Raw genomic sequence first — 24,448 nt, forward strand, 5'->3', positions numbered from 1 at the left:
AATTATTCCTCCTCGCCTGTAGTCTTCTCAACTGATTGGAAGTATGAGTAAGGCATTCTTTCTTCTCCACCAGTACTTGGACCACCATTTATAATTCTAAATAAGTATCTGAAGTAGAAGAACCCAAATATAATGAAGTAAACAATGATTATTGCTGCTAATGAGCTAAACACTTGCCAGAAGTTAATATCACTGACGGAATACTCAGTCCTTAGTATGTTATATACAGTCCAAGGTTGTCTACCAAATTCTGCTGTGAACCATCCTGTGATGATAGCAACAAAACCAAGTGGTGTAGTTAGTGTACAGAATCTTAGGAACCATTTTGAAGTTTGTAGTTTTTTTCTCGCTAAGAGTATAGTTCCTACAACACCCATAAGTATCATTAGTGTACCAATACCTACCATTATTCTAAAGCTATAGAATACGACAGCAACCACTGGTCTATCTTTTTCCGGAACAGATTTAAGACCTATTAATTCTCCGTCTAACTCATGAGTGTTTATTAGAGAAGCAAGCTTAGGAATCTTTATAGCGAATAAGTTCTTTTCTTGTGATTCGCTTGGGTATGCAAATATTACAAAAGGAGCGCCTTTCTGAGTATCCCAAACACCTTCCATTGCCGCTGTTTTAAGTGGCTGATGTTCATGTACTTCTCTACCTACATCGTCACCCACACCAAGTTGACCTATACTTAAAATTAGAATGGAAACTATCGAAAATTTGATGCATGTTTTTGCAAAGGTGTGATGTTTATCCTTGATAATGTAATATGCACTAACACCTAGTATAACCATTAGAGTGCTCAAGTATGCAGCCATAAGCATATGGATATACCTTGGAATCACAGAGGGGTTAAAGATTACATGATACCAGCTATACACTTCAAACTTACCATTGATATAGTTCACACCATCAGGTGTTTGCATCCATGAGTTAGCTGATAATATCCAAAAGGCTGATAATGTCACACCAACAAATATTGTGAAGTTAGCCAAAAAATGAACATATTTGTTTATTCTACCCCAACCGAAAATCATAATACCTAATGCTCCAGCCTCTATGAAGAAAGCTGTAAGGACTTCATATGTGAACAGAGAGCCAAGTACAGGACCAACTTTTTCGGCAAAGCCTGCCCAGTTAGCACCAAATTGGAACTCCATAACAATTCCAGACACAACGCCCATACCAAACGTAAGAGCAAATATCTTTGTCCAGAATTTCACTATAGCGAGGTATTTATCATTTTTGGTAATTAGCCATAAAGCCTCGAAGATCATCAAAAATGTTGATAACCCAATACTGAAGGCTGGAAACAAAATATGAAAACTTACCGTAAAGGCAAACTGTATTCTTGATAGTATTTCGACCCAGTACATAGAAAAAACCTCTATTTTTTGTTGTTATTAAAACTATCCTACTTATATATTAGGCTAGTAACTTTTATTATGATTTTCAGCTGGGAGGCTACTATAAATAGAATCTCACAATAGTTTACTATTCTCAAGTAACCACAAACTAGATTAATAAATTGTAATGTTACTTAGTCAAATTTTACAAATATAATAGTAGTATAAGTTAAGATTTTAGGAGATCTTATGAAAATACTAGTAGCAGGCGGATCAGGATTTGTAGGTAGGGAGTTATCAAAATATTTAAGTCCTAAGTATAGATTGACATTACTCACTAGATCGCAAAAATCTAAAATTGGATACTATGATGATTTATTAACTTGGTCTGAACTTGATGAGATTAAGATATCCGATTTTGATATTGTCATAAACTTATGTGGTTATAACATTGGTCAGAAGCGTTGGAGTAACTCTGTTAAGAATAAGATTATATCTAGTCGTATAGAACCAACTACTAGGTTGGTTGAACTAATAGGTAATAAAAATATTTGGCTAATTAATGCTAGTGCTATTGGCTATTATAATTTTTCTGATATTCCTCAGGATGAAGAAAAGCATGATAGAAAGTTTGATAACTTAACTTTTGGTCAGCAAGTTGTTGATAGTTGGGAGAAATGTTTAGTGGATTCTCCGCTAGCTAGGTACACAATCATGCGTTTTGGGGTTGTTATTGGTAACGGTGGTGTTCTTGAAAAAATGATTATGCCTGCTAAATTTGGCTTTTTGACAATGTTTGGTAATGGACATAATTATATGACTTGGATAAGTGTCTTTGACTTATCGAGAGCGGTTGAGTTTATTATAGACAACAAGTTGGACAAGAAAGAAGTATATAATCTGACATCGCCCGAAGCTAGTCAGCATAGGCACTTAATAGAGCTTTTGGGTAAATATCTAGCCAAAAAACGTATAATTAAGATTCCAAGTGCAATGATTAAGCTAATGTTTGGACAGATGGGGGAGGAGCTTTTGTTATCTAGCCAAAACATAAAACCAACTAAATTACAAAGAGAGGGTTTTGAGTTTGAGGATCCTGAGATTTCAAAGGCTCTAGAAAGATATATTTAGTCTTCTTGTTTATGCTCAATAGGAATTTTGACAGTAACAGTGATACCACTTCCATCAGTATTGTTTTGTGCAAATATCTTACCGTCATGGAGCCTTACGATTTCTGAAACTATTGCCAGTCCAAGTCCGCTTCCTTCTTCACCGGTGCCTGTCTCCCTATAGAATCTATCAAAAATACGTTCGATATTTTCAGGAGGGACACCTATACCATTATCTTTAATTTCAACAACGATATTATCATCCTTTTGGAAAGAGTGTATCTCAACGAGTCCACCATCTGGAGTATATTTTATAGCATTTGATATTAGGTTCTTAAACATTATTCCTAATAGGTATTCGTTACTATAGCAATATAAATTTTCTTGTGATGGATAGAAGGCAATTTCTATATTTTTCTCGATAGCTTTAATAGCATTATCAGCAATGAATGTTTCAAGTACAGTATTGATCATAAGTTTTTTACCAAATGTGATTTGCTCATTCGGCTGGATTCTACTTAATGTTAATAACTGGTCTATAATGTGAGAGTATCTATTGGTGGAGTTTTTGATTCGTTCGAGTTTTTGTTTAATCTCATTTATGTCATCAGATGCAAGCGCAATCTCAACCAAAGTTTTTACTCCTGCTATAGGAGTCTTAAGTTCGTGTGCAGCATCGCCTGAGAATCGCTTTTCCCTCTCTAATGTTGCATGAAACTTTTCTATTAATGAATTAATCTGTTCAACGATAGATTTTATCTCAAAGGGAATAATATCCTCATTAAGTTTCTCATTTCTACGAGGATTAATTTTTGCTACACGCTTATTTATTCTTTCTAGAGGATAAAGAGCAGTTTTTAGTATGTAATAGATAAATCCAATAAGGATTATATATATTGATGCTAAAAGTATTGCAAACTTAAAAATTATTTGTCGAGATAGTTTATCTTTATCAGAATTATTTACGAATACTGTTACTACATCTCCACCGTCTGTTTTTAGAGTATATGTATACCAGTGTTTATGAATACCATCAGTATCTGTATAAATCCATTCAAACCCTGTAGTAGATGTAATTCCATCATAATTCTTATGAAATGATGGCAAGTTTGATGTTTTTAATAGTAGCTTTTTGTGTTTTCTATCATATACGATAAAGCCAACGCTTTCATTATAATTCTTGATATTCAAAAAAGAAGAGGATATTTTGTTAACAATCATATCGGTAGTATTTTCATCATCTTCTAATGGGTATATTTTTAGAACAGTTTCAATAACTTGCGCTGCGGTTTTTAATTGATAGTTAAAAAGAGAGTTGTTTTGGTGCTTAACCTGATAAAAGCTAAAAATAGAGATAACAAGCATAAAAATAGCAAAAAAGCTTGCAAAAGAAACAACTAGAAAGCTTAAGATGGAGCTTTCTTTTTTATTCTTAAAAAACATACCGATATAGGATTAAATATTTAGTAAAAATAATTATAATCAATTTTGAATTTTATTATTAGTTTTATAATTGCTATAATCGAATATTATCATAAATAATAATTATATAATTTTGTTAGATAGCATGAATAAAGTAGTTGAGCCTTTCTACGTAAAATACTATGAAGCGGCTACTCTATACTTCTATACCCAGGAAGATTTAAAGTTTGACTTAGTCATTACATGCCCTCATGCAGAATTAGGTAAAGATTTTGTTGAGTTTGATTTTCCTGCTATTGGACAGCTTGTCAAACTTAGTAAAGAAGAGTTTGATGATTTTTTATCAATAGAATATGATTTCGGTACACATTCGCTCTCTCATGCAATAGCCCAGAGGCTCTATTCAGAATATGGGTTGTACACACTTATTGCAGAGCCTTCTTTCCCTCGCTCCATATTAGATGCGGGAAGATTATATCCAAACTGTATAAGAGATATCATCGACTATAATCAGCATATAGAACTTAAACAAGAGCTTATGAAGTTATTTGATAAGTATATGCAGAAATTATGTCATATTGTTGCTGTGGCCAAAACTTATAATGCAGTTGCCATAGATTTACATACTATGTCTACTTACTCTCCAAATGTTGTACAAGAAAGATATTCAGAAGCTATTATAGAAACTCCTGATACGTTGAGAAAATATATTGAGCTGTATAGAAATGCTCATAAAGAGGGTGAAAAAAGAGTTACTGAACTCTTTACGGGAGATGCTCGTAACGGGATATTTGCCTCCAAAGATTTGATTGAATCTCTATCTCATGAACTTAAACAGATTGATATTGATATAGAGTATGATAAACCGTATATCCTAGCGGAACATTTGGTGGCTCACTATCTTGTGTGCGAGCTTGAGGCAGTTTGTATTGATATACCGAAAGACTTGCTGTCTAAAACAACAACTGCGGATGAACATTATGATATAGCTAATTTAGAAGTTGATCCGGATAAGTTAGCATCAATGGCTGACGCATTTGCTAAAGCTGTAGCGTATAAGCGGCAGAAACAACTAATAGGAGCTTAAAATATGGCAATAAAAAAGACAAATGCTGTCTCTGAAAGAATATGGGGTAAAAAAGCTATTCATGTGCCTAATACAACAGATATATATGGTGCAGATCTTGTTAGCTCTTTTGTAAATAAATATGTTACACGTACTTTGTGCTTACTTGCCAAAGATCACAAAATTATCCTGCCAAAAAAGACACAGAGTGAAGTTGAAGAAATTGTTAGTTATTTTAATAGGATTGGTCTTACGTATATAACCATGGATAACTTTATATTTTTAGACAAGCTGATGGAGCACTATAGGCTGTCTACAATAGTTATGAATTATGCTGATCAAATTCCTGAGTTTAGTAATCCTGAGTATACTCATATTGTGCCATTTACAGCTGCTACAGCAATTGAACTAATCGGAATCAAACATAATAAAAACTATGGGCTATCAGAAGCATTATCACAGTTTTTAAATGATAAATCATTCCTTAGGCAAATGTTGTATGATAGGGGTGTGTTAGTTCCGAGTGTTAATATTATATCGACAATTAGTGATGAAGATTATGTTAAAAAAGCTCTACAGACTTATCGTGACTATGAGAATAAAGGTATTTATGAATGTGCTGTAATTATGCCTCGAGCTTGTTCTGGATACGGTATTCATAGGTTTGAGAGCGAAAAGGAATTAAGAGATATTCTAAAGCTTATGCATAGGGTTGAGGTATTTATGATTGACCCTTGGCTTGATAATTTAGGTTCACCTGCTTTTCAAGTAAGTATTGGTGATAAAAAAGAAGACGATGTCTGTCTTGGTTTAAGTGATCAAATGCTTGATGGTCAGACACACTTAGGCAATAAGTATAAGTCTAAATTTAGTGAAGAGCCTGCAGTAATAGAAATTTGTGATCAAATGACAGAAATTCTTCGTGACATGGGTGTTAGAGGTGTCGTGGGTGTTGATCTTCTTATCCGTGAGATTAATGGTAAGATTGTACCTTACGTACTTGAAGTTAATGCACGACAAACAGGCGCTATTTATGCAGGCTTTTTAGCGCACGAATTGCGCAATGGTGAGCATAAGCCTTGGGTGGGCCATAATAATGTGTTAGTCCCTAAAGGATCAACTATAGATGACTATTATCAGTATCTTAAAGATAATGGAGTTGATTATACATATGGTGATACTGAGGGCGTAATTATAACATGTATAGGCAATCTTGATCTAAATAACAAAGTTATGATTTTAGTGCTTGCAGATACAGATGATCGACTTGAAGAGATTCTTAATATAGCTACTTCTTTTGAATAAATATCTTTATTATCTTGATATCTAATCTATAATTTAATTAATATTAGTTAAATTAGGTATAAGATTTGAACAAAATACCAATAGGTGTCAGTAGTTGTCTAGTAGGAAATAATGTTCGATATAATGGCGGCAATTGCCATAAATCATACATAACTGGTACGTATGCTGAATATTTTGATTACAAAATAGTTTGTCCGGAAGTTGCTGCTGGTCTTGGAGTTCCTAGGCCTACTTTATTTCTAGTTGAAGATATTCAGACAAATGTTTTGTCAGTTAAAACCAATAAAACTCATGATTATGTAACAGATAAGATTCAGAAAGCTGTCGCTATGCTTATATCGAAACTTGATACTGTATATGGTTTTATATTAAAGGCGAAATCTCCAAGCTGTGGTGTTAATACAGCGAGAGTTTTTGATGAGAATCATGGCTATACAGGTGAAAAAGCAGATGGTTTGTTTGTAAGAGCATTAAAAGAATATGACCCTCTTTTGCCTATAGAAGATGATGGTAAGCTTACTGATAAAACATTACGTGATCATTTTCTGCGTAAAGTTTTTTGCTACCATAGTCTTAGAACAGAGTTTATGCGGTGTTCTAATATTACTGAAATGATGGAATATCACTCAAAGCATAAAATTTTATTACGAATGCATAACAATAAGACTAAGAAAATTCTTGGGAATATGTTGTCAGAGGCTGGTAATAAGGTAGATGTCGAAGCTATAAAGCATAAATACATCGAGCTTTTTATGCAAGCAATAGCTAAGCCTGCTAAGAGAGGGGCTCATTATATGGCACTTCAAAATGTTCTCAGAGAAATAAATAAAAAAGTTTCAAAAGCTCAGAGACAATATCTACAAGAGCTACTTAATAAGTATCGTGATTGTAAAATATCTTGGGAAGTTCCTGTCAGTGTAATTAGAATGTATCTTATTGAGCTGGATTTGCCGTATTTAGAGAAGCAGAGTTATTTAAATCCTTATCCAGAGAATTTAAATTATATATAAAGCTAAAATATCTGATTAGTGATCAAGATCCGCATCTACTTCTTTGGGAATTATCATAGCGATAGGAAGGCAAATTAATAGAAATACTATTACCATATCAAGAGCGTTTTGGTAACTAGAGATAGTATAGATGGTGGTTGAATTATCTATTAGTGAGCCAAAATGAGTAAGTATATACCCTACAAGTGGCAATAATATAATTGGAATAAAGTTGTTTATCATATTCACACCAGCTGTGGCAGAGCCCGCAGTTCCTTTAGGTGAGATTATCTTGGCTATACCAAAAGTGACAGCTTGAGGTCCAGCTGCGGCACCAAGCAAGAAGTATAGTAAGGTGAATAGCGATAAATTAACGGGAACATATAAAATAATAGCTAAAATTACAGCAAGTGATATTATGCTCAAAATTAACATACGACGATATCTGTTTGTTAATGAGGCAATAATTGCTGCAATTGTGAAGCCTACTGCAGCACCAATAAATAAAACACCATTTATATGTGATGCAGTTTCTTGGCTAAGGCCAAATTTAGCTTGGATTAAGCCAACCCCCCAAAGCGAGCCTAGGACATTAATAGGTATAAATAGTACTGCACCAATAATGCTTGCTGACCAAAATCTTATATTACAAAAGATTTTTAAAACTTTAATGATAGTTTCTTTGAAGTTGGCTTCACTTAGATGAGTGAACTTCTGAACATGTTTTGGATTATCACGAATAAATAAAACTATTAGTAGTAATATTCCGACACCAATATATGTAAATACAGCATTACCTTCTTTCCAACCTAATTCAGAAACTAAGCTAGATAGCATTGTGTCAGTAACTAGACCACCCAGTATTCCTACAACAGTTGCAAATCCTATAAATGTTGAAAAAAGTCTTTCAGGTAGCCACATAGCGGCCATTTTAGCGGCGCCAATAAATCCAAAAGCAGAGCCTATACCCATAAAGATTCTACCAATATAGGCGATTTCATAATTATCTGTAGCAGAAAATAAATAGTTACCAAGAACACAAAATGCTGTAGCAACACTGATTACTACTTTACGATTATATTTATCTAGTATTACACCAGCCGGAATTTGCATTATTGTATACGATATAAAATATGCCGAAGATAACATTCCAAGTTGAGTATGGCTAATACCAAAGTCACGAATTAAATTATCTCCCATTACACCAGGGGCAGCCCTGATAAAGAAGTCGTAACTATAGTTAAGAGTAGCGATTAAGCATATTACCCACGCTAAAGTCGCCAATAGCTTGGTCTGAGGAAGGTGAGAATTATTCATTCATTAAGATATATTAAATTAGAGTAATTTTCATTTTAGCAAAAAAAAAATAAATTTACTAATAACAAAAGGCTCTATAAATACTTATTCTTCAAGATTATCGATGATTTTTTGTTGCTCTGAATCGGTTTTTACAGCACTTGATTTATCACTAGCAATATACATATATACCACAGGTAAAACAAATAGTGAGAAGATCGCTCCTATCACAAGTCCGCTAGATATGACCACACCTATACAGTTTCTACTAATAGCACCAGCTCCTGATGATGTTACCAGAGGTATGACGCCAACCACCATTGCTGAAACTGTCATCAATATAGGTCTTAAACGTTGTGATGATGATGTTACAATAGCATTATACTTATTCATTCCTTCATGTTTTTGTAAGTGATTAGCAAATTCAACAACCATGATACCCTGTTTGGATATTAGACCAATCAAGGTTACGAGACCTAGTTGAGTGTAGATATTTAGCGATGCCCATCCAGCACCCATGTATTGACCGATATATAAAGGTATTAGCGCTCCAGATATTGCCATTGGTATAGTAACTAAGATCACCAAAGAATCTCTAAAGCTCTCAAACTGAGCAGATAGTGCTAAGAAGATAAGTACAATTGCAAATGCAAAAGCTACCATCATAGTGCTACCGTTTTCAATATATTGACGAGCAGAGCCAGAGAAGTTAAATGAGAACCCTTCCGGCAACTCACTTCTAACTACACTTTTAACATAATCAATAGCTTGGCCTTGAGTTATTCCCGGAGCCATAACAGCAGAAATCGTTGATGAATTTAATTGCTGGAAAGTGTTTAAGGTAAGAGGTTGGCCCTCTGTTTTAAAGGATACTAATGCCGACAGAGGCAATTCTGAGTTGAACAAGTCACTAACCTCATCCGAACGAATGTATATGTTACCTAATTGTTCTTGAGTTAACATTTCATTACGAGCTAATTGGGGAATTACTTGGAAGCTGTATCCTTTTAGGAAGAAATAGTTAATATATCCTCCTGCATAAGAGTAACCTAATGTTTTGGCAATATCTGACATAGTGATGCCTAATATACCAGCTTTTTCACGATCAATACTGATATCAACAACTGGGTTATCAAATTTAAGATCACTTTGAGCGAATACAAATAATCCACTTTTCATCATTTTATCAATTACTTTATTAGTAATTTCATCAATAGCCTCATAATCATTAACACTCTGAATAACTAATGATAGTGGGGCACCTCTTGGTATTCCTGGTAGTGCAGGAGTTTGATATGTATATGTTTGTATTCCTGGTAGTTCTGTAACCTTTGCCTGAGCTATCTGAGCAGCTTTTTGTTGAGAGATTTCTCTCTTATCCCATGGTTGCATAATAAAGCCGCCAAAAATCACATTTGACCCCATTACTCCATTAAGAATAAAGGTATCTTGTTTGCCAGGTACTTCATCTAGTGTACTAGCTAATTTTGTACCAAAAGTTTCTAGGTAATTAATATTTGCAGAAGATGGAGCTTGTCCCATAATTCCTAGGAAGCCCATATCCTCATTAGGAGCTAATTCAGATTTAATCCCTTTACCCATTATGAAACAGCTAGCTAGTACAATCAGTCCTACAACAGCTATTGCAGGTTTGATATCTAAGACAAACTCTAAGATCGCTTTATATTTCGCAGTTAATGCTGTAAAGAGTTTATCAATAAATTTAACAAGTTTTGTGCTCATCATTTCTCTATTTAAGATTTTTGAGCATAACATTGGTGAAAGCGTATACGCAACTATACCAGATATTACTACAGCTCCAGCAAGTGAATATGCAAACTCTGTGAATAGTTGTCCTGTGAAGCCTCCCATCATACCAATTGGAGCATATACTACGACTAGGGTTAGAGTCATCAATATAACAGGATTGGCTATTTCTCTAGCTCCTTTTATGGCGGCTGCAAAAGGCTCCATTCCTTCTTCAATATGTCTATAGATATTTTCTAGTACAACGATGGCGTCATCAACCACAAGACCGATTGCGAGAATCATGGATAGAAGGGTTAGAAGATTGATTGAAAAGCCCATAAGCGACATTAAAAAGAATGATCCAATAATCGAAAGGGGAATTGCAACAATTGGAACAACAATAGCTCTAAATGATCCTAAGAATAAAAACATTACTACAGATACAATTATCACAGCTTCAAATAATGTGTGTAGAACTTCTTCAATAGAAACTTCAATAAATGTTGTTTGGTTATATGCAATATTGACATCTAGACCATTTGGTAAAGCGGCTTTAATATTTGGTAGCTCTTCAACTAGTCTATCAACCACATCTAGAGGGTTTTCCTCAGGGGAGACTACAGCACCTGCTAGGACAGCATTTTTGCCATCAAAATATACTGAAGAATTGTAGTCTTGAGCACCAAGCTCAACTTTCGCAACATCCTTGAGTCGTACTACCTGTTTATCACTTTTTTTGATAATTAAGTTTCTATACTCTTGAGCTGTAGACATACTTGTTTCAGGATTAAGTGTATAGTTTAAGTATGGTCCTTGTATTTGACCACCTGCTGAAACTAAACTGTTCGAGCCTATTGCTGTTGCTAATTCTGTAGGAGTAATTCCATATTCTGCCATGCGAGTTTTATTTGGATAAATACGCATTGCATAAGGCTTATTGCCCCAAACATCAACAGATGAAAGCCCCCCTTGAGCTAATAGTTTAGGTGTTAGCTCGGAGTTGATATATGCAGATATCTCAGAAGTATTCATGGTCTTACTTGTGAAAGCTAGAATCAATGAAGGGAAGTTATCCGCAGGATTTAATTTAATAGCCGGAGAATAAGCGTCCTGAGGAAGTTGGTTAAGTACAGAGTTTACATTCTGGACTACTTCTGAAAGTACATCGTTAGTATTTTGGCCAAGCTTTACATATACTGTAATTGTACTTGTACCTAGTGCTGATGATGATGTCATATAATCAATACCTTTAGAGGAGCCTACAGCTGCCTCTATCGGTCTAGTTACAAAAGCTTGTATCGTAGCAGGGTTTGCACCTGGATATGCTGTTGTAACTGTAATAGTAGCACTATCTATATATGGGTATTGTCTAACTTGTAATTGAAAAAATGAGCCAACTCCTACAACAATAATCATAAAGCTTATTGAAAGAGATAGAACAGGTCTTCGAATAAAGAGATCAATTAAACGCATTACTGGATTCCCTGATTATATATATTATTGTCAATCTTTACACTATTGTTCAGTATTGCATCCATTCCTTTATGCACTTTATTTTGTCCTGACGTAATAATCGTAGTACCAGGCTCTAAGCCTTTAACAAGAGCTAAGTTATTTCTAGTTTCTAAGACTTCAACATTAGCTTGTCCCACCTTGTATAAAGTCTTGTCGGTATCAACAGTTTTCATTCCCCCATCAGCGGTGGATGTGTAAGACGCTGTGACAGGTTTGCCATCTTTCATTACAGGGTTGAGTGTAAATACTGATTGACCATAAAGGCTATATGAAACAGCATTTCTAGGAATCACAATAGAGTTTTTCTTAACTGGTAAGCTAACATGAACAGTTAAAAACATTCCTGGGACAATTTTATGATGTGGGTTTTGGTATGTTGCTTGAACAGTTATAGATCTATTTGAATCATTAATAAAAGAGTTTATTGCCGTAATTTTAGCCGTAAAAGTTTCACCAGGATATGAGTCAGAATAGAAGTTAATTTCTTGACCAACATCAATCATGCTCACTTTGTTTTGTGGCACTGGGAATGTAATAAATATAGGATCAATCTTTGTAAGTGTAGCAGCATTATCACCGTTGTTGAAATATTGTCCTAAACTTATGTTTCTGATACCTATCTTACCGTCAAATGGAGCTCTAATTTCTTTGAAGCCTATTTGTGACTCTATATTTTGAACTTGAGCTAATTTAGAAAGGTAATCAGCATTAGCTTTATCAGCAGATTCTTTTGAAGTTGCTCTTTGTTCAACAAGTTTGTTATAACGATCTTTTGTGATTTTGGCAAGTTTAAGGTTTGATAACGCCTCTTCTAAACTAGCTTTTAGTTGACTGGTGTCTAGTTTAAATAAAAGATCGCCTTCTTTAACTTCTTGTCCACTCTTAAAATTAATTTCACTTACAATACCACCAGATTGAGAAGATATCTCTGTGGATTGAATAGCTTGTGCTTCACCAATAGTATTTATGACCTGTTTCCAGTCTGTTTTTTCTACAACTGAAGATGTTACAGCTACAGGCTGAGGCACGTATGAAGCCATACCTTTTTTAATCATGCTTTGAATAAGTTCGGCAAATCCAAAAATACTTCCAAAGAGTATTAGTGTTGCTACTACAACAGCTATTGAGGCGGTACGCTTGTTTTTGAGAAGAGAAAGTTTTGTTTTTATATAGTTGATTTGGAAAATAAAGTAGACAATTGCTAGAGATATTCCAAGTTTGCCTAGTATGAGCCATGCTATGACAATAGTTGCTAGTACAAAAATCAGATAGTTTCTCTTGCTAGAATTAATTTTTTCTTTAAGGTCTAAAAAAGTTTTTTTAAAATCCACTGTTATATCCCACTATTTTTTAAATATTCTTATAAATAAGCTAATACAATTTATGCCTAATAGGCAAATGAAAAATATCAAGCTATATACTGCCAAACTAACACCAGAGATCTCTTCGGAAATACTAGTACAGCTACTAACAGTTCCTGTTAATGATTTTGTAGCATCAATTAACAATGGGTTACTAATAACACCACAGTCTGTTGGATCATTGGATATTGTTGATGAGAAGTACTGTAAATAAGCTTGATCGGCAGCGATATAGCAACCAACAATAGTGATTAATACAATTACTATCAGTACTATTGAACTAAATCCTTTTGAGCTGTTTTTGATTAACCCTAGAATGCTAAATATCATAATGCATATAACACATAGTTGTTGAATTAGGCACATTGGGCAGGGCTTCCAGTTTAAACCGAAAATGGTAATCATAACTACAGCCAATGCGATTAAGCAAACAAAAGTATTAAACAAAAAAATATTTCTAAATATGAATCTCATCATTAAATTTTTCTAAAAACAAAGAAGTTTTTGTAATTGTATCATAGATTTAATTCCTTTTTTATATTATCAATATAAAGCGATTCTATAGCGTTTGAGAGATCTTCTTTTGGCACTGTTATGGTCAGGTCTTTAATATTAGAGGTATTTATGGCATGGAAAGTGTTTTTTAGCTGTTCAATAGCTCCGTTTGAAGTATTGGAATTATTTATTGTTAGATATTTTCTGTAAGTATTTGTGCTAACTTGTTGTAGCTCTTTATTTCTTATTAAATTTGCTTTTTTTAATAGTCTAAGAACATCTCTGGCACTTATGTTTTTAAGTTCAAAAATTTTTCTTATAGTTATGACTGCATTTAAGAGTTTGTATTGTTTGTTTGATAGAAGTAATTCCAGCTTTATATGTTTAACAAACTCATCTTTAATGTCTAGAAGACATAGGCATATTTTCTCATCATTTGAAGATTTTAAGTAAATTTTGCTCTCAAAGAAACTTGTGTTTGGTATTGTGTCTAAAGATTTTTTTATATATGGGAATGTCACCTCCAAGGCTTCAAGATTGTCTAATGTCTCAAAAAAAATCCTTGGGTTTTTAAGTGCCTTGATAAACTCTATATGCAAGCGCTCCTTAGTTAGGTAGTTTAGCTCTCCTGACTTGATAACAGAATCGACTATATTTATAGTTTCGTCAGCAACTGAGAAGTTAAAAGCGCTAAGTTGGGCTTTGAAGCGAGCTAGTCTAACCACGCGTAAAGGATCTTCGATAAAGGCTTCTGAAGTATGTCGAAGTATCCTCTTCTTAATATCAATCTGACCGTTAAAGGGATCGATTATCTTGTTATTTTTATCTATGGCTATAGAGTTGATAGTTAGGTCTCTGCGTTTTAAATCTTCTTCTAAAGAGATGTTGCTTGAAAAATTAACTTCAAAACCATGATAGCCTTTAGCTATTTTTTTTTCTGATCTAGCTAAAGCATACTCTTGTTTTGTTTTCGGGTGAATGAAAATAGGGAAGCTTGAAAGTACTTTTATAAACCCAGATTCAATCATTTGATTTTCTGTTGCACCAATCACCACCCAGTCTTTGTCTTTGGGGGTTATCCCGAGTAGCAAGTCTCTAACAGCACCACCAACTAAGTAAAACTCCATCGCTTAATAAACATCTTTCTGTTTGCTTTATGTTAACAGAAAAAAGTGTATAATTATCTGTTATTCGCGTTGGTTTTTTAACGGCTTTTTGTATTCTATGGCAAATTTGATTGATAAAATTGATCTTAAATCTCAGGGTTCGGGTAACCTAAGTGGTGAAATGACAAGTAAGCAAAGGGTGGGAACCCTTTATAAAAGGTTGTTGTCGCAGGTTAAACATTTGTGGCACTTTCTTGTTATTGCAGCTGTGGGTAGTGTGTTTTTCTCTGCTGCTGATGCTTCAATGATATATCTTATTAACCCTATATTGAATTATGGGTTTGGCCCTGGTGGCGATATTACTAAGCAAAGTGCTAGTATACTTATGCTTATGGGTGTTGGTATGGTAGGACTTTTGACTTTGAGATCAGTAGGATCATTTTTGTCACAATACTTTATAGGGTCTTTAGGGCAGAAGGTTGTTTATAAATTTAGAAAAGATATTTATAAGAGATTTATGAATCTACCTGCTAGCTTTTTTGATAAACATTCTTCAGGTCAGATTATATCGAGACTATTATATAATGTTGATCAGGTTACTGAGGCTACATCAACAGCTATTATCACAGTTGTGCAAGATGGTACTTTTGTTATAGGTCTTATAATAGTTATGGTGGTTTCAAGTTGGCAATTATCATTGTTTTTAATAATTATTGGACCATTTCTAGGTTTGTTTATTTCTATAATAAATAAGAAATTCAGATCATTAAGTAGAAATACTCAGTCATCAATGGGTAATGTCACTCATACGGCAGAAGAAACAATAAGAAACTACAAAGAAATTAGAATCTTTGGTGCGCAACATAAACAACAGAATAAATTTTTTAGAAATCTTGATTATACTTACTCTCAGCAGATTAGAACAATTGCGTTAGATGCTCTTACATCACCTGTTATTCAGATTATTGCTTCACTAGTTCTTGCTTTTTCACTATTCACAATCGCAATCTTTGGGACTAATGAAGGAGGAGGTTCGTCTTGGTTAACAGCAGGTTCTTTTGCGTCATTCTTCGCTGCTGCTGCTGCCATTCTAAAACCAATTAAGAATCTTACTAAGGTTAATGTCGTTATTCAAAAAGCTGTGGCAGCTACAGAAGATATATTCTATATTTTAGACTATCCGGCAGAGAAAGAAACAGGTAGTAAAGAGCTTGATAAGGTTCGTGGTAAAGTAACGATCAGAGATGTTAGTTTTGCATTTGGAGAGCAAAAAGTTCTTAATGGTGTAAGTACAGAGATTGAAGCAGGAGAAACCGTAGCTTTTGTTGGTAAATCAGGAAGTGGTAAGACAACGCTTACGAGCATTATTTCAAGATTTTATACCCAGCAGAAAGGTGAAATATTATTAGATAATGTTGATATACGAGATTTGACTTTAGAAAACTTAAGATCGCATCTATCTATGGTTTCACAAAATGTCCATTTGTTCGATGATACAGTATTTAATAATATAGCATTTGGACTTTCAAGAGATGTTTCTGAAGATGAAGTTGTAGATGCTCTCAAGAGGGCAAATGCTTATGAGTTTGTTCAAGAACTTTCAGATGGTATCCATACTAATATTGGTAATAATGGTTCTAAACTATCAGGTGGTCAACGCCAGAGGCTATCAATTGCTAGAGCTCTATTGAAGAATGCTCCAGTATTGATATTTGATGAGGCAACTAGTGCACTTGATAATGAATCAGAAAGAGTGGTTCAGCAAGCATTAGAAAGCTTGACTAAATCTTGCACCACTATAGTTATTGCACATAGGTTGAGTACGGTTGAAAATGCCGACAAAATTGTAGTGATGGATGACGGTAAAATGGTTGAAAGTGGTAGGCATGAAGAGCTTCTGGCGAAAGGTGGACTTTATACTAGGCTATATCAATCAGGACTTCAGTAATAATAATGATAGATAAGATTTGGTATAGACCAAAGCCGGGGATACTCAGTTATATTTTAAGTCCTATCGCTTTTATTTTCTCAAAGATTGCTCATAATCGTAAAACTAGGCTACAGAATAATCAATATAAGTCAAAAATTCCTGTAATTATCGTGGGTAATATCTCTGTTGGTGGAACAGGTAAAACTCCTGTAGTGAGGATGTTTGCTAATCAATACCTAGAGCAAGGTAAAAAGCCAGTTATAATTAGTCGTGGCTATGGTGCTAAGGCAGAAAAATATCCTTTTGAAGTCGGCTCAAAGACACCCGCAAGTGTATGTGGTGATGAGCCGGCAATGTTATTTGATGCATTAGGCGGTAAGGTGCCAATAGTAATATCTCCACACAGGGTTGATTCTGTTAAATATATTGAAAAGAATTATCCTGATACTGATGTTATTATATCTGATGATGGTTTGCAGCATTATAAACTAGCTAGAACTAAAGAGATGGTAGTAATCGATGCCAGTAGGATGTTTGGCAATGGATTATGTCTACCAGCTGGGCCTCTCAGAGAACCGGTAGAAAGACTAAAATCAGTGGATCAAATAATCGCTATAGGTAATCTTGATAACCAAAACTATAGTCAGTTATTAAATTATAATTCTAATATTGTCAGAGCTAAAATCAAGGCGACAAAATTTGTAAATCTTGTAACAAAACAAAGCATACCTATAGATAGTTTCTATGGTAAATCAATAGATGCTGTTGCTGGTATTGGTAACCCTGATAAATTTTTTAGCTCGCTTGATGAGCTTGGAGTGAATATCTACCATGAGCATATCTTCAGAGATCATCATAAATATACGCCCAAGGATTTTGAACATTTTGATCCTGAACAGATAGTTATTATGACTTATAAGGATGCAATTAAGTGTAAAGATTTTGCCAAGAGTAATTGGTGGTATCTTGATATAGCCTTAGAGCCTTATTGATTATTCGGTTAAGCTGAAATTTGTCACTAGAATGGAAGTCTAGAGTATAAATCAGTTTGATATACCAAAGCATATATATTACTATTAACCTGATAAAAAAGTAGCTGCAAAATCTATGAAAAAAATTGTTTTAGTTGATGGATCATCATATCTTTTTAGGGCATATCATGCTTTACCAAACCTTACTAATAGTCAAGGTGAGCCAACAGGGGCTATTATAGGCGTGATTAATATGCTTAAGAAACTGCCTGCTATGTATGATACCGAGTATGTCACAGTAGTCTTTGACCCTAAGGGTAAGAACTTTCGTCATGAGATGTATCCTGAATACAAAGCAAATCGTAAAGCGATGGATGATGAGCTTAGAGTACAAATCCAACCGTTACATCAAATTATCGAGAATATGGGATTTCCATTGATAATAAAAGATGGCGTTGAAGCAGATGATGTAATAGGAACATTGGCAAGAGATCTTGAGCAACAAGGCTATGATGTCATTATATCAACCGGTGATAAGGATATGGCACAGTTAGTCACGGATAATGTGACTCTTTATGATTCTATGAAAAATGTAACTACTGATGTGGTGGGAGTTATAGAAAAATATCAAATTAGACCAGATCAAATTATAGATTATTTAGCTTTGATGGGTGATTCTTCAGATAATATCCCAGGAGTACCAAAAGTAGGTCCTAAAACAGCAATTAAATGGCTACAAGAGTATGATGATATTGATGGTGTTATTGCCAATCAAGATAATATCAAAGGTAAAGTTGGAGAAAGTTTACGCAATAATATCGAGTTACTCAAATTATCCTATAAATTAGCAACTATAAAGTGCGATGTGGAGCTTAATCTATCTATAGAAGATTTAAAATGTAAAAATGCAAATAAAGAATACTTATATGAGGTATTTACACGTTATGAATTTAAATCTTTACTTAAAGATTTAAGTATTCCATCTTCACTAAAGTTAACAAAACCGCAACCTGAAAATATAGAGGTTGACTATAAGATAGTTGCAACACTAGAGCAACTTAATGATTTGGTCAAAGAGTTAAAAAATAGCAGTAGTTTTGCTTTTGATACAGAAACAGATTCTCTTAATACTTATGAGGCGAACCTTGTTGGTCTATCATTTTGTGCAAAAGAGGGTCGAGCTTATTATATTCCTTTGCAGCATAGATACCTTGGAGTTCCACAGCAATTAGAACTAGAGATTGTTTTAGATAGTTTAAAACCTATTTTCGTAGATTCTCAAAAGTCTAAAGTTGCCCATAATTTTAAATTTGATGAAAAAGTTTTGTCAAAATATGGAGTTAAGATAGTTAATCTAGTTAATGATACTATGATTATGGCATATGTGCTAAAAAGTAGTGGTAAACATGATATGGATAGCTTATCAAAAGAGCACTTAGGTATTGAGCCAATCGCATATACGACATTAGCTGGAACTGGTCGTAATCAGTTGATATTAGATCAAATAGATATAGAAAAAGTAGCTAAATATGCTGCTGAAGATGCTGATATTACATTTAGACTTTATAATCATTTCTTGAAAATGCTAAAAGATGATGAAGTGTTATATAGTCTATATTCTAAGGTTGAAATGCCGTTGACTATTATCCTTAATAATATGGAAAAAACAGGCGTTAAAATAGATGCTGATAAACTTATAGAACAAAGTGCTAATCTTGAGGACTCTATAAAGGAGCTTGAAGTTAAGTGCTATGATCTTGCTGGTCAGGAGTTTAATTTAGCTTCACCTGTACAGTTAAGAGAGATTTTGTTTGAAAAGATGGGGCTTCCCCCAGTCAAAAAGACAGCAAAGGGTCAGGCTTCGACATCTGAAGAGGTTTTGGTGCAGCTAGCTGAAGAGTATGAAATAGCAGCATTAATAATGAAGTATCGCCACCTATCAAAGCTTAAAAATACTTATACAGATAAGTTGCCAAAAATGCTTGATATAAATGGTCGCGTTCATACTTCGTATAATCAGACAGGTACTGTGACTGGAAGACTTTCTTCATCAGATCCGAATTTACAAAATATTCCTATTAAGAGTCCTGAGGGGCGTAAAATTAGACAGGCATTTATTGCTGAAAATGATTTTTGTGTAGTTGCAGCGGATTACTCTCAGATTGAACTGAGAATTATGGCGCATTTGTCAAAAGATAAAAACCTTTTAAAAGCTTTTAATCAAGGCTTAGATATTCATAGTGCTACTGCGGCTGAGGTTTTAGGTATAGGTCTTGATGAGGTTACTAGTGAGCAACGAAGAAGGGCTAAAGCAATAAACTTTGGACTTATTTATGGTATGAGTGCTTTTGGATTGGCTAAACAGTTGGAAATACCAAGAGCAGAAGCTCAAGAATATATAGATGTGTATTTTAATCGTTATCCAAGTGTAAAAGAGTATATGACTACAGCTAAAGAATTTGCAAAGCAAAATGGTTATGTTGAGACTATACTTGGAAGAAGGTTGTACCTACCAGAAATTAGTGCTAAAAATGCAATCCAGAGAAATGCTGCTGAAAGAGCTGCTGTTAATGCTCCTATGCAAGGTACAGCAGCAGATATTATTAAAAAAGCTATGATAGATGTTAACACTGTTATTTCACAAGAGTATAATGATGACATTAAAATGGTCATGCAGGTGCATGATGAATTAGTATTTGAAGTTAGAAAGCTCGATCTTGATGAAGTAACTGCGAAAATAAAAAGTATAATGGAATCGTCTATTAAGTTAAGTGTTCCCCTAGAGGTAAATGTTGATTCTGGTGAGAGTTGGGATCAAGCACATTAAATTATAGTTATAGGATGTTTTATGTTATTAGTAATGGATGTGGGGAACTCTCATATACATATAGGTGTTTTTGAGGGAGAAAATATAGTTTCTCAAATAAGATATGCTACTTCATCAGTCGATTCCACATCGGATCAGATAGGTGTATTTCTAAGGCAGGCATTAAGAGAGAACTCAGTAGATTTAGCTCAGATAGAAGGTTGTGCTATATCATCAGTTGTTCCTCACTTAAATTATTCTTTAGGCTCTGCTGTCATAAAATACTTTGATATGAAGCCATTCTTTATTAGTATGGAGACTACTGATCTTGATATGTCTTCTGTTGAAGCTCATCAAGTAGGAGCAGATAGAATAGCTAGCTGCATTGGAGCTATAGCTGATTATCCTAATAAAAATTTACTAATTATTGATTTAGGTACAGCAACTACTTTTGATTTAGTAACTAAGGATAAAAAGTACTTAAGTGGCTCAATTATGCCGGGTGTTAAGCTTTCACTGAATGCTTTGTGTCAAGGAGCTTCACAGTTATCGTCAATAACTATTGTCAAACCAGAAGTTGCTATAGGTTATGATACTAAGACTAATATTCGCTCAGGCTTGTATTATGGTCATTTAGGAGCATTAAGAGAGCTTAAAGCCAGAAGTTTAGAAGAATTTGAAGCCCCTGTTTATACTATAGCAACAGGTGGATTTGCAGGATTGTTTAAAGATGAAGGAATCTTTGATGAGATATCTCCTGATTTGATTTTGCGGGGGATTAGAATTGCATTCCTAGAGAATAACAAAAAAGGTGTTTAGTGATTATGTTAAAGAATAAAAAAGCCGTCATTTTATTATTTGATTCATTTGGTATAGGACAAGCACCTGATGCTGCTGATTTTGGCGATGAAGGATCAGATACTTTAGGTCATATTGTTGACTATTTTACTAACAATGGCATGAGTATCAAACTCCCAAACTTAGCAACAAAAGGTTTGTTGAAGGCTGCTGAATACAATAGGTGTAAAGAATTTAGTCAACAAGTTGGTCATATAGATGTTATTGAAAATGCAAAGTATGGCTATTGTGCTGAGGTTAGCAAAGGTAAGGATACACCGAGTGGTCACTGGGAGCTAGCTGGCGTGCCTGTTATGTTTGATTGGTACTATTTTACCAATAAAGGTGATCAAGGTTATTTTGATAAAGAGTTTATTGATGAATGGGTTGAACGAGCTGGACTTACCGATGGTTTTATAGATGCTGGTCATGCATCAGGAACTGAAGTTCTAAAAGAGCATGGTTGCGAGAGTTGTGTTACTAAGAAGCCAATTGTTTATACATCTGCAGATAGCGTTTTTCAGGTTGCTGCTCATGAAGATTATTATGGTTTAGATAAATTATTGAATATCTGCAAAATAGCTAGAGAAATTCTTGATGAGATGGGAATGAAAGTTGGTAGGGTTATTGCTCGTCCATTTATTGGGGAGTCTGCCGATGAATATACTCGTACTGGTAATCGTAAGGATTTTTCGATATTGCCACCGGCACCAACATTACTTGATAAGTTAACTAATCAAGGTGGTAAAGTTGTTTCAATAGGTAAAATTGCTGATATTTATGCTAATCAAGGTATATCTAAAAAAGTAAAAGCTACAGGACTAGAAGAGTTATTTGATAATACGATTAGAGAGTATGAATCAGCAAAAGAAAATACATTGGTGTTTACAAACTTTGTTGACTTGGATTCAAGTTATGGTCATCGTAGAGATCCTAAAGGGTATGGTAAAGCATTAGAGTATTTAGACTCAAGAATTCCAGACTTAGATGCTAAGCTAGATGAAGATACTATTGTTATACTGGCAGCAGACCATGGTTGTGATCCAACTGCACCAGGCTCAGATCATACAAGAGAATGTGTACCGTTTTTATTATGGGGCAGGAATATCGAAGCAGAGTTCATTGGGGCAAGGGATACATTTGCGGATATTGGTCAAACAATTGCTGATTATATGGGTGTAGAGCCTCTGAGATATGGTAAGTCAATCTTTGGAGCTAATAATGACAACTAGACAGAAGATAGTATCATTAATGGACTTGACTCAGCTAGGTGAGAGTGACACTGATGCTGATATCGTTAAGCTATGCGCAAAAGCTAAAAATTCTTTAGGTGAAGTTGCTGCAATATGCGTTTATAAACAATTCGTCCCTGTAGTTAAAAAAACTTTAGGTAGTGATTTTAAAGTTGCAACTGTGATTAATTTCCCTAAGGGGAATAGCTCAGTTGAAGATATTGTCTTAGAAGCTAAAGAAGCAGTATCATTGGGAGCAGATGAGATTGATTTAGTAATTGATTATAATGAATATATCCAAAAAGATCATTCACAAAAATCATGTGATATGATCGAGAAAGTCAAAAATGTATGCCAAGATCGTGTCTTGAAAGTCATAATTGAATCAGGCGAATTGAATGAAGATAACTTAATCAGTAAAGCAAGCCATGATGCTATAGTAAATGGAGCTGATTTTGTTAAAACATCTACAGGTAAAACACCAAATGGCGCAAGCTTAGGAGCCGCTAAAGTGATTTTAGAGACTATAAAAAACTCTGGATATGAGGTTGGTTTTAAAGCTTCTGGTGGTATTAGAGAAGAAGCTCAGGCCTTAGGGTATATTAAACTAGCGGAAGAGATTATGTCAAAAAAATATGTAGTAGCAGATAGCTTTAGATTCGGAGTTAGTGGTTTACTCGATAACCTTTTAAATGGAGAAGTTAGTAGTGGCTACTAGGATATTGTTTTTTATACTCGGTATTGTTGTTGTTTTTGTTTTAGCTTATATATGGAGTAGTGATAGGAAAAAAATCAGGTACAAAAACCTAGTGGTTATTTTGGTTGTACAAATAGCTCTTGGCTTTTTCATGCTTGAGTCTGAAGTAGGTATAAAGGTTGTTGGTTTTATTGCCGAAGGTTTTGAGCATTTGCTTAACTATGCACATCAAGGATCAGCATTTATTTTTGGTGATCTTACTGATATGTCTAAAAATGGCTTCATTTTCTTTTTCAATGTGGGAATGCCTATTGTTCTAGTATCTTCACTGATTGGTATCTTACAGTACTTCAAAATACTACCTCTTGTAATTAAGGGCATAGGTTGGATTCTATCAAAAGTTACGGGTATGGGTAAGTTAGAATCATTTAATGCTGTTAGTTCACTTGCTGTCGGACAATCAGAAAACTTTATTAATTACAAAAAAATTATTGGCCATCTTCCTTCAAATGTATTGTATACAATGTCTGCAACGGCAATGTCTACAGTATCTTTAGCAGTTGCAGGTGCTTATATGTCATTATTAGATCCTAAGTATGTATGTGTTGCTCTAGTGATGAATATGTTTGGGACTTTCTTTGTGTTAAATATTATTAACCCTTATGAAGCTTCCGAAGAGTTTAGTTATGATAAGTTACATGAAGAGTTTGAAGAAGAGAAGCAAGGCTTCTTTGAGATGCTTGCCGAGTACATACTAGATGGTTTTAAAGTTGCTGTTATTGTTTCTGCAATGCTTATTGGATTTATTGCTCTAATTGCAATGTTAAATGCGATATTTAGTAGTCTATTTGGTCTAAGTTTTCAGGATTTGTTGGGTTATCTGTTTTATCCTATGGCTTGGATACTTAATGTTAATGGCGATGAGTTGCACGCAGCAGGACAGCTTATGGGTACTAAAATGGTAACTAATGAGTTTGTGGCGATGCAGATGATGAGTACTCAATCACAGCAATTTACAGAGCACACTAAAGCGGTTATATCAGTATTTTTGGTTTCCTTTGCAAACTTTAGTTCAATTGGGATAATCATAGGAGCGATTCAGGCTTTGAGTAAAGAAGCATCTGTTAAAGTTTCTAAATTTAGTTTGAAAATTCTTTATGGTGCAGTGTTGGTTAGTTTTTTATCAGCATGTGTAGTCGGATTAATAGTTTAA

At 34.3% G+C, this 24,448-nt stretch carries 18 protein-coding genes; 11 read left to right on the top strand and 7 right to left on the bottom strand.

The window, feature by feature from the left end; all coding sequences use genetic code 11:
* Nucleotides 1-2: 2 nt before the first annotated feature.
* A complete protein-coding gene (locus tag F7308_RS02995) occupies nucleotides 3-1,379 on the bottom strand; it encodes a cytochrome ubiquinol oxidase subunit I (RefSeq protein WP_013922373.1) in 1,377 nt (458 codons plus the stop codon).
* Nucleotides 1,380-1,598: 219 nt separating this feature from the next.
* Between F7308_RS02995 and F7308_RS03000 the strand changes: the two genes are divergently transcribed.
* Nucleotides 1,599-2,480: a TIGR01777 family oxidoreductase gene (locus F7308_RS03000; protein WP_013922374.1), complete on the top strand. Its 882-nt coding sequence runs from the start codon at nucleotides 1,599-1,601 to the stop codon at nucleotides 2,478-2,480.
* Here the strand turns inward: F7308_RS03000 and F7308_RS03005 are convergent.
* Entirely contained in the window at nucleotides 2,477-3,901 is a 1,425-nt protein-coding gene (locus tag F7308_RS03005) for a sensor histidine kinase (RefSeq protein ID WP_013922375.1), read from the bottom strand. The two genes, F7308_RS03000 and F7308_RS03005, sit on opposite strands and share 4 nt — an antisense overlap.
* Before the next feature lie 112 nt (nucleotides 3,902-4,013).
* On the opposite strand from F7308_RS03005, the gene F7308_RS03010 reads away from it, so the two are divergent.
* The 3 genes from F7308_RS03010 to F7308_RS03020 all read left to right on the top strand — a co-directional run bounded on the left by F7308_RS03010 (nucleotide 4,014) and on the right by F7308_RS03020 (nucleotide 7,261).
* Nucleotides 4,014-4,967, top strand: a complete 954-nt coding sequence (locus tag F7308_RS03010) for a hypothetical protein (RefSeq protein WP_149368846.1) — start codon at nucleotides 4,014-4,016, stop codon at nucleotides 4,965-4,967.
* Nucleotides 4,968-4,970: 3 nt separating this feature from the next.
* Nucleotides 4,971-6,251, top strand: coding sequence for an ATP-grasp domain-containing protein (locus F7308_RS03015; protein ID WP_013922377.1), 1,281 nt, complete (start codon nucleotides 4,971-4,973; stop codon nucleotides 6,249-6,251).
* A gap of 65 nt (nucleotides 6,252-6,316) precedes the next feature.
* Nucleotides 6,317-7,261, top strand: coding sequence for a YbgA family protein (locus F7308_RS03020; RefSeq protein WP_013922378.1), 945 nt, complete (start codon nucleotides 6,317-6,319; stop codon nucleotides 7,259-7,261).
* Between the two features lie 15 nt (nucleotides 7,262-7,276).
* Here the strand turns inward: F7308_RS03020 and F7308_RS03025 are convergent, their stop codons facing one another.
* From F7308_RS03025 to F7308_RS03045, 5 genes are all read right to left on the bottom strand, one after another.
* Nucleotides 7,277-8,557, bottom strand: coding sequence for an MFS transporter (locus tag F7308_RS03025; protein WP_041263619.1), 1,281 nt, complete (start codon nucleotides 8,555-8,557; stop codon nucleotides 7,277-7,279).
* Between the two features lie 84 nt (nucleotides 8,558-8,641).
* Nucleotides 8,642-11,758 carry an efflux RND transporter permease subunit gene (locus F7308_RS03030; protein WP_013922380.1) on the bottom strand — a complete coding sequence of 1,039 codons (3,117 nt, stop codon included), beginning with the start codon at nucleotides 11,756-11,758 and terminating at the stop codon, nucleotides 8,642-8,644.
* A complete protein-coding gene (locus tag F7308_RS03035; protein ID WP_013922381.1) occupies nucleotides 11,758-13,131 on the bottom strand; it encodes an efflux RND transporter periplasmic adaptor subunit in 1,374 nt (457 codons plus the stop codon). Before F7308_RS03035 ends, F7308_RS03030 begins: the two co-directional genes overlap by 1 nt.
* A gap of 12 nt (nucleotides 13,132-13,143) precedes the next feature.
* Nucleotides 13,144-13,635 (bottom strand): disulfide bond formation protein B, encoded by a 492-nt coding sequence (locus F7308_RS03040; protein WP_041263888.1) that lies wholly within the window; start codon nucleotides 13,633-13,635, stop codon nucleotides 13,144-13,146.
* 41 nt (nucleotides 13,636-13,676) lie between these two features.
* The gene (locus F7308_RS03045) at nucleotides 13,677-14,783 is read right to left on the bottom strand and encodes a CCA tRNA nucleotidyltransferase (protein ID WP_013922383.1); all 1,107 of its coding nucleotides are present in this window, start codon (nucleotides 14,781-14,783) and stop codon (nucleotides 13,677-13,679) included.
* A 97-nt stretch (nucleotides 14,784-14,880) separates the two neighbouring features.
* Here F7308_RS03045 and msbA point away from each other — a divergent pair, with 97 nt between their 5' ends.
* The 7 genes from msbA (at nucleotide 14,881) to F7308_RS03080 (ending at nucleotide 24,448) form a co-directional block, all read left to right on the top strand.
* Nucleotides 14,881-16,710: a lipid A export permease/ATP-binding protein MsbA gene (gene msbA, locus F7308_RS03050; protein WP_013922384.1), complete on the top strand. Its 1,830-nt coding sequence runs from the start codon at nucleotides 14,881-14,883 to the stop codon at nucleotides 16,708-16,710.
* Between the two features lie 5 nt (nucleotides 16,711-16,715).
* Entirely contained in the window at nucleotides 16,716-17,684 is a 969-nt protein-coding gene (lpxK, locus tag F7308_RS03055) for a tetraacyldisaccharide 4'-kinase (RefSeq protein WP_013922385.1), read from the top strand.
* A gap of 115 nt (nucleotides 17,685-17,799) precedes the next feature.
* Entirely contained in the window at nucleotides 17,800-20,490 is a 2,691-nt protein-coding gene (polA, locus tag F7308_RS03060) for a DNA polymerase I (RefSeq protein ID WP_013922386.1), read from the top strand.
* A 21-nt stretch (nucleotides 20,491-20,511) separates the two neighbouring features.
* Nucleotides 20,512-21,288, top strand: a complete 777-nt coding sequence (locus tag F7308_RS03065; protein ID WP_013922387.1) for a type III pantothenate kinase — start codon at nucleotides 20,512-20,514, stop codon at nucleotides 21,286-21,288.
* A gap of 5 nt (nucleotides 21,289-21,293) precedes the next feature.
* A complete protein-coding gene (locus tag F7308_RS03070; RefSeq protein ID WP_013922388.1) occupies nucleotides 21,294-22,538 on the top strand; it encodes a phosphopentomutase in 1,245 nt (414 codons plus the stop codon).
* Nucleotides 22,501-23,256 carry a deoxyribose-phosphate aldolase gene (gene deoC / locus F7308_RS03075; RefSeq protein WP_198006051.1) on the top strand — a complete coding sequence of 252 codons (756 nt, stop codon included), beginning with the start codon at nucleotides 22,501-22,503 and terminating at the stop codon, nucleotides 23,254-23,256. The genes F7308_RS03070 and deoC overlap by 38 nt, the downstream gene beginning before the upstream one ends.
* Entirely contained in the window at nucleotides 23,246-24,448 is a 1,203-nt protein-coding gene (locus F7308_RS03080; RefSeq protein WP_013922390.1) for a NupC/NupG family nucleoside CNT transporter, read from the top strand. Before deoC ends, F7308_RS03080 begins: the two co-directional genes overlap by 11 nt.

The organism is Francisella salina (assembly GCF_000219045.1).
GTDB lineage: Bacteria > Pseudomonadota > Gammaproteobacteria > Francisellales > Francisellaceae > Francisella > Francisella salimarina.

Excerpts from the sequence above, each read along its gene's own strand:
- lpxK (WP_013922385.1), top strand. The coding sequence starts at position 16,716 with ATGATAGATAAGATTTGGTATAGACCAAAGCCGGGGATACTCAGTTAT.
- F7308_RS03065 (WP_013922387.1), top strand. The coding sequence starts at position 20,512 with ATGTTATTAGTAATGGATGTGGGGAACTCTCATATACATATAGGTGTT.
- msbA (WP_013922384.1), top strand. The coding sequence starts at position 14,881 with ATGGCAAATTTGATTGATAAAATTGATCTTAAATCTCAGGGTTCGGGT.
- polA (WP_013922386.1), top strand. The coding sequence starts at position 17,800 with ATGAAAAAAATTGTTTTAGTTGATGGATCATCATATCTTTTTAGGGCA.
- F7308_RS03000 (WP_013922374.1), top strand. The coding sequence starts at position 1,599 with ATGAAAATACTAGTAGCAGGCGGATCAGGATTTGTAGGTAGGGAGTTA.
- F7308_RS03015 (WP_013922377.1), top strand. The coding sequence starts at position 4,971 with ATGGCAATAAAAAAGACAAATGCTGTCTCTGAAAGAATATGGGGTAAA.
- deoC (WP_198006051.1), top strand. The coding sequence starts at position 22,501 with ATGGTAAGTCAATCTTTGGAGCTAATAATGACAACTAGACAGAAGATA.
- F7308_RS03045 (WP_013922383.1), bottom strand. The coding sequence starts at position 14,783 with ATGGAGTTTTACTTAGTTGGTGGTGCTGTTAGAGACTTGCTACTCGGG.
- F7308_RS02995 (WP_013922373.1), bottom strand. The coding sequence starts at position 1,379 with ATGTACTGGGTCGAAATACTATCAAGAATACAGTTTGCCTTTACGGTA.
- F7308_RS03030 (WP_013922380.1), bottom strand. The coding sequence starts at position 11,758 with ATGCGTTTAATTGATCTCTTTATTCGAAGACCTGTTCTATCTCTTTCA.
- F7308_RS03025 (WP_041263619.1), bottom strand. The coding sequence starts at position 8,557 with ATGAATAATTCTCACCTTCCTCAGACCAAGCTATTGGCGACTTTAGCG.
- F7308_RS03040 (WP_041263888.1), bottom strand. The coding sequence starts at position 13,635 with ATGAGATTCATATTTAGAAATATTTTTTTGTTTAATACTTTTGTTTGC.
- F7308_RS03005 (WP_013922375.1), bottom strand. The coding sequence starts at position 3,901 with ATGTTTTTTAAGAATAAAAAAGAAAGCTCCATCTTAAGCTTTCTAGTT.
- F7308_RS03070 (WP_013922388.1), top strand. The coding sequence starts at position 21,294 with ATGTTAAAGAATAAAAAAGCCGTCATTTTATTATTTGATTCATTTGGT.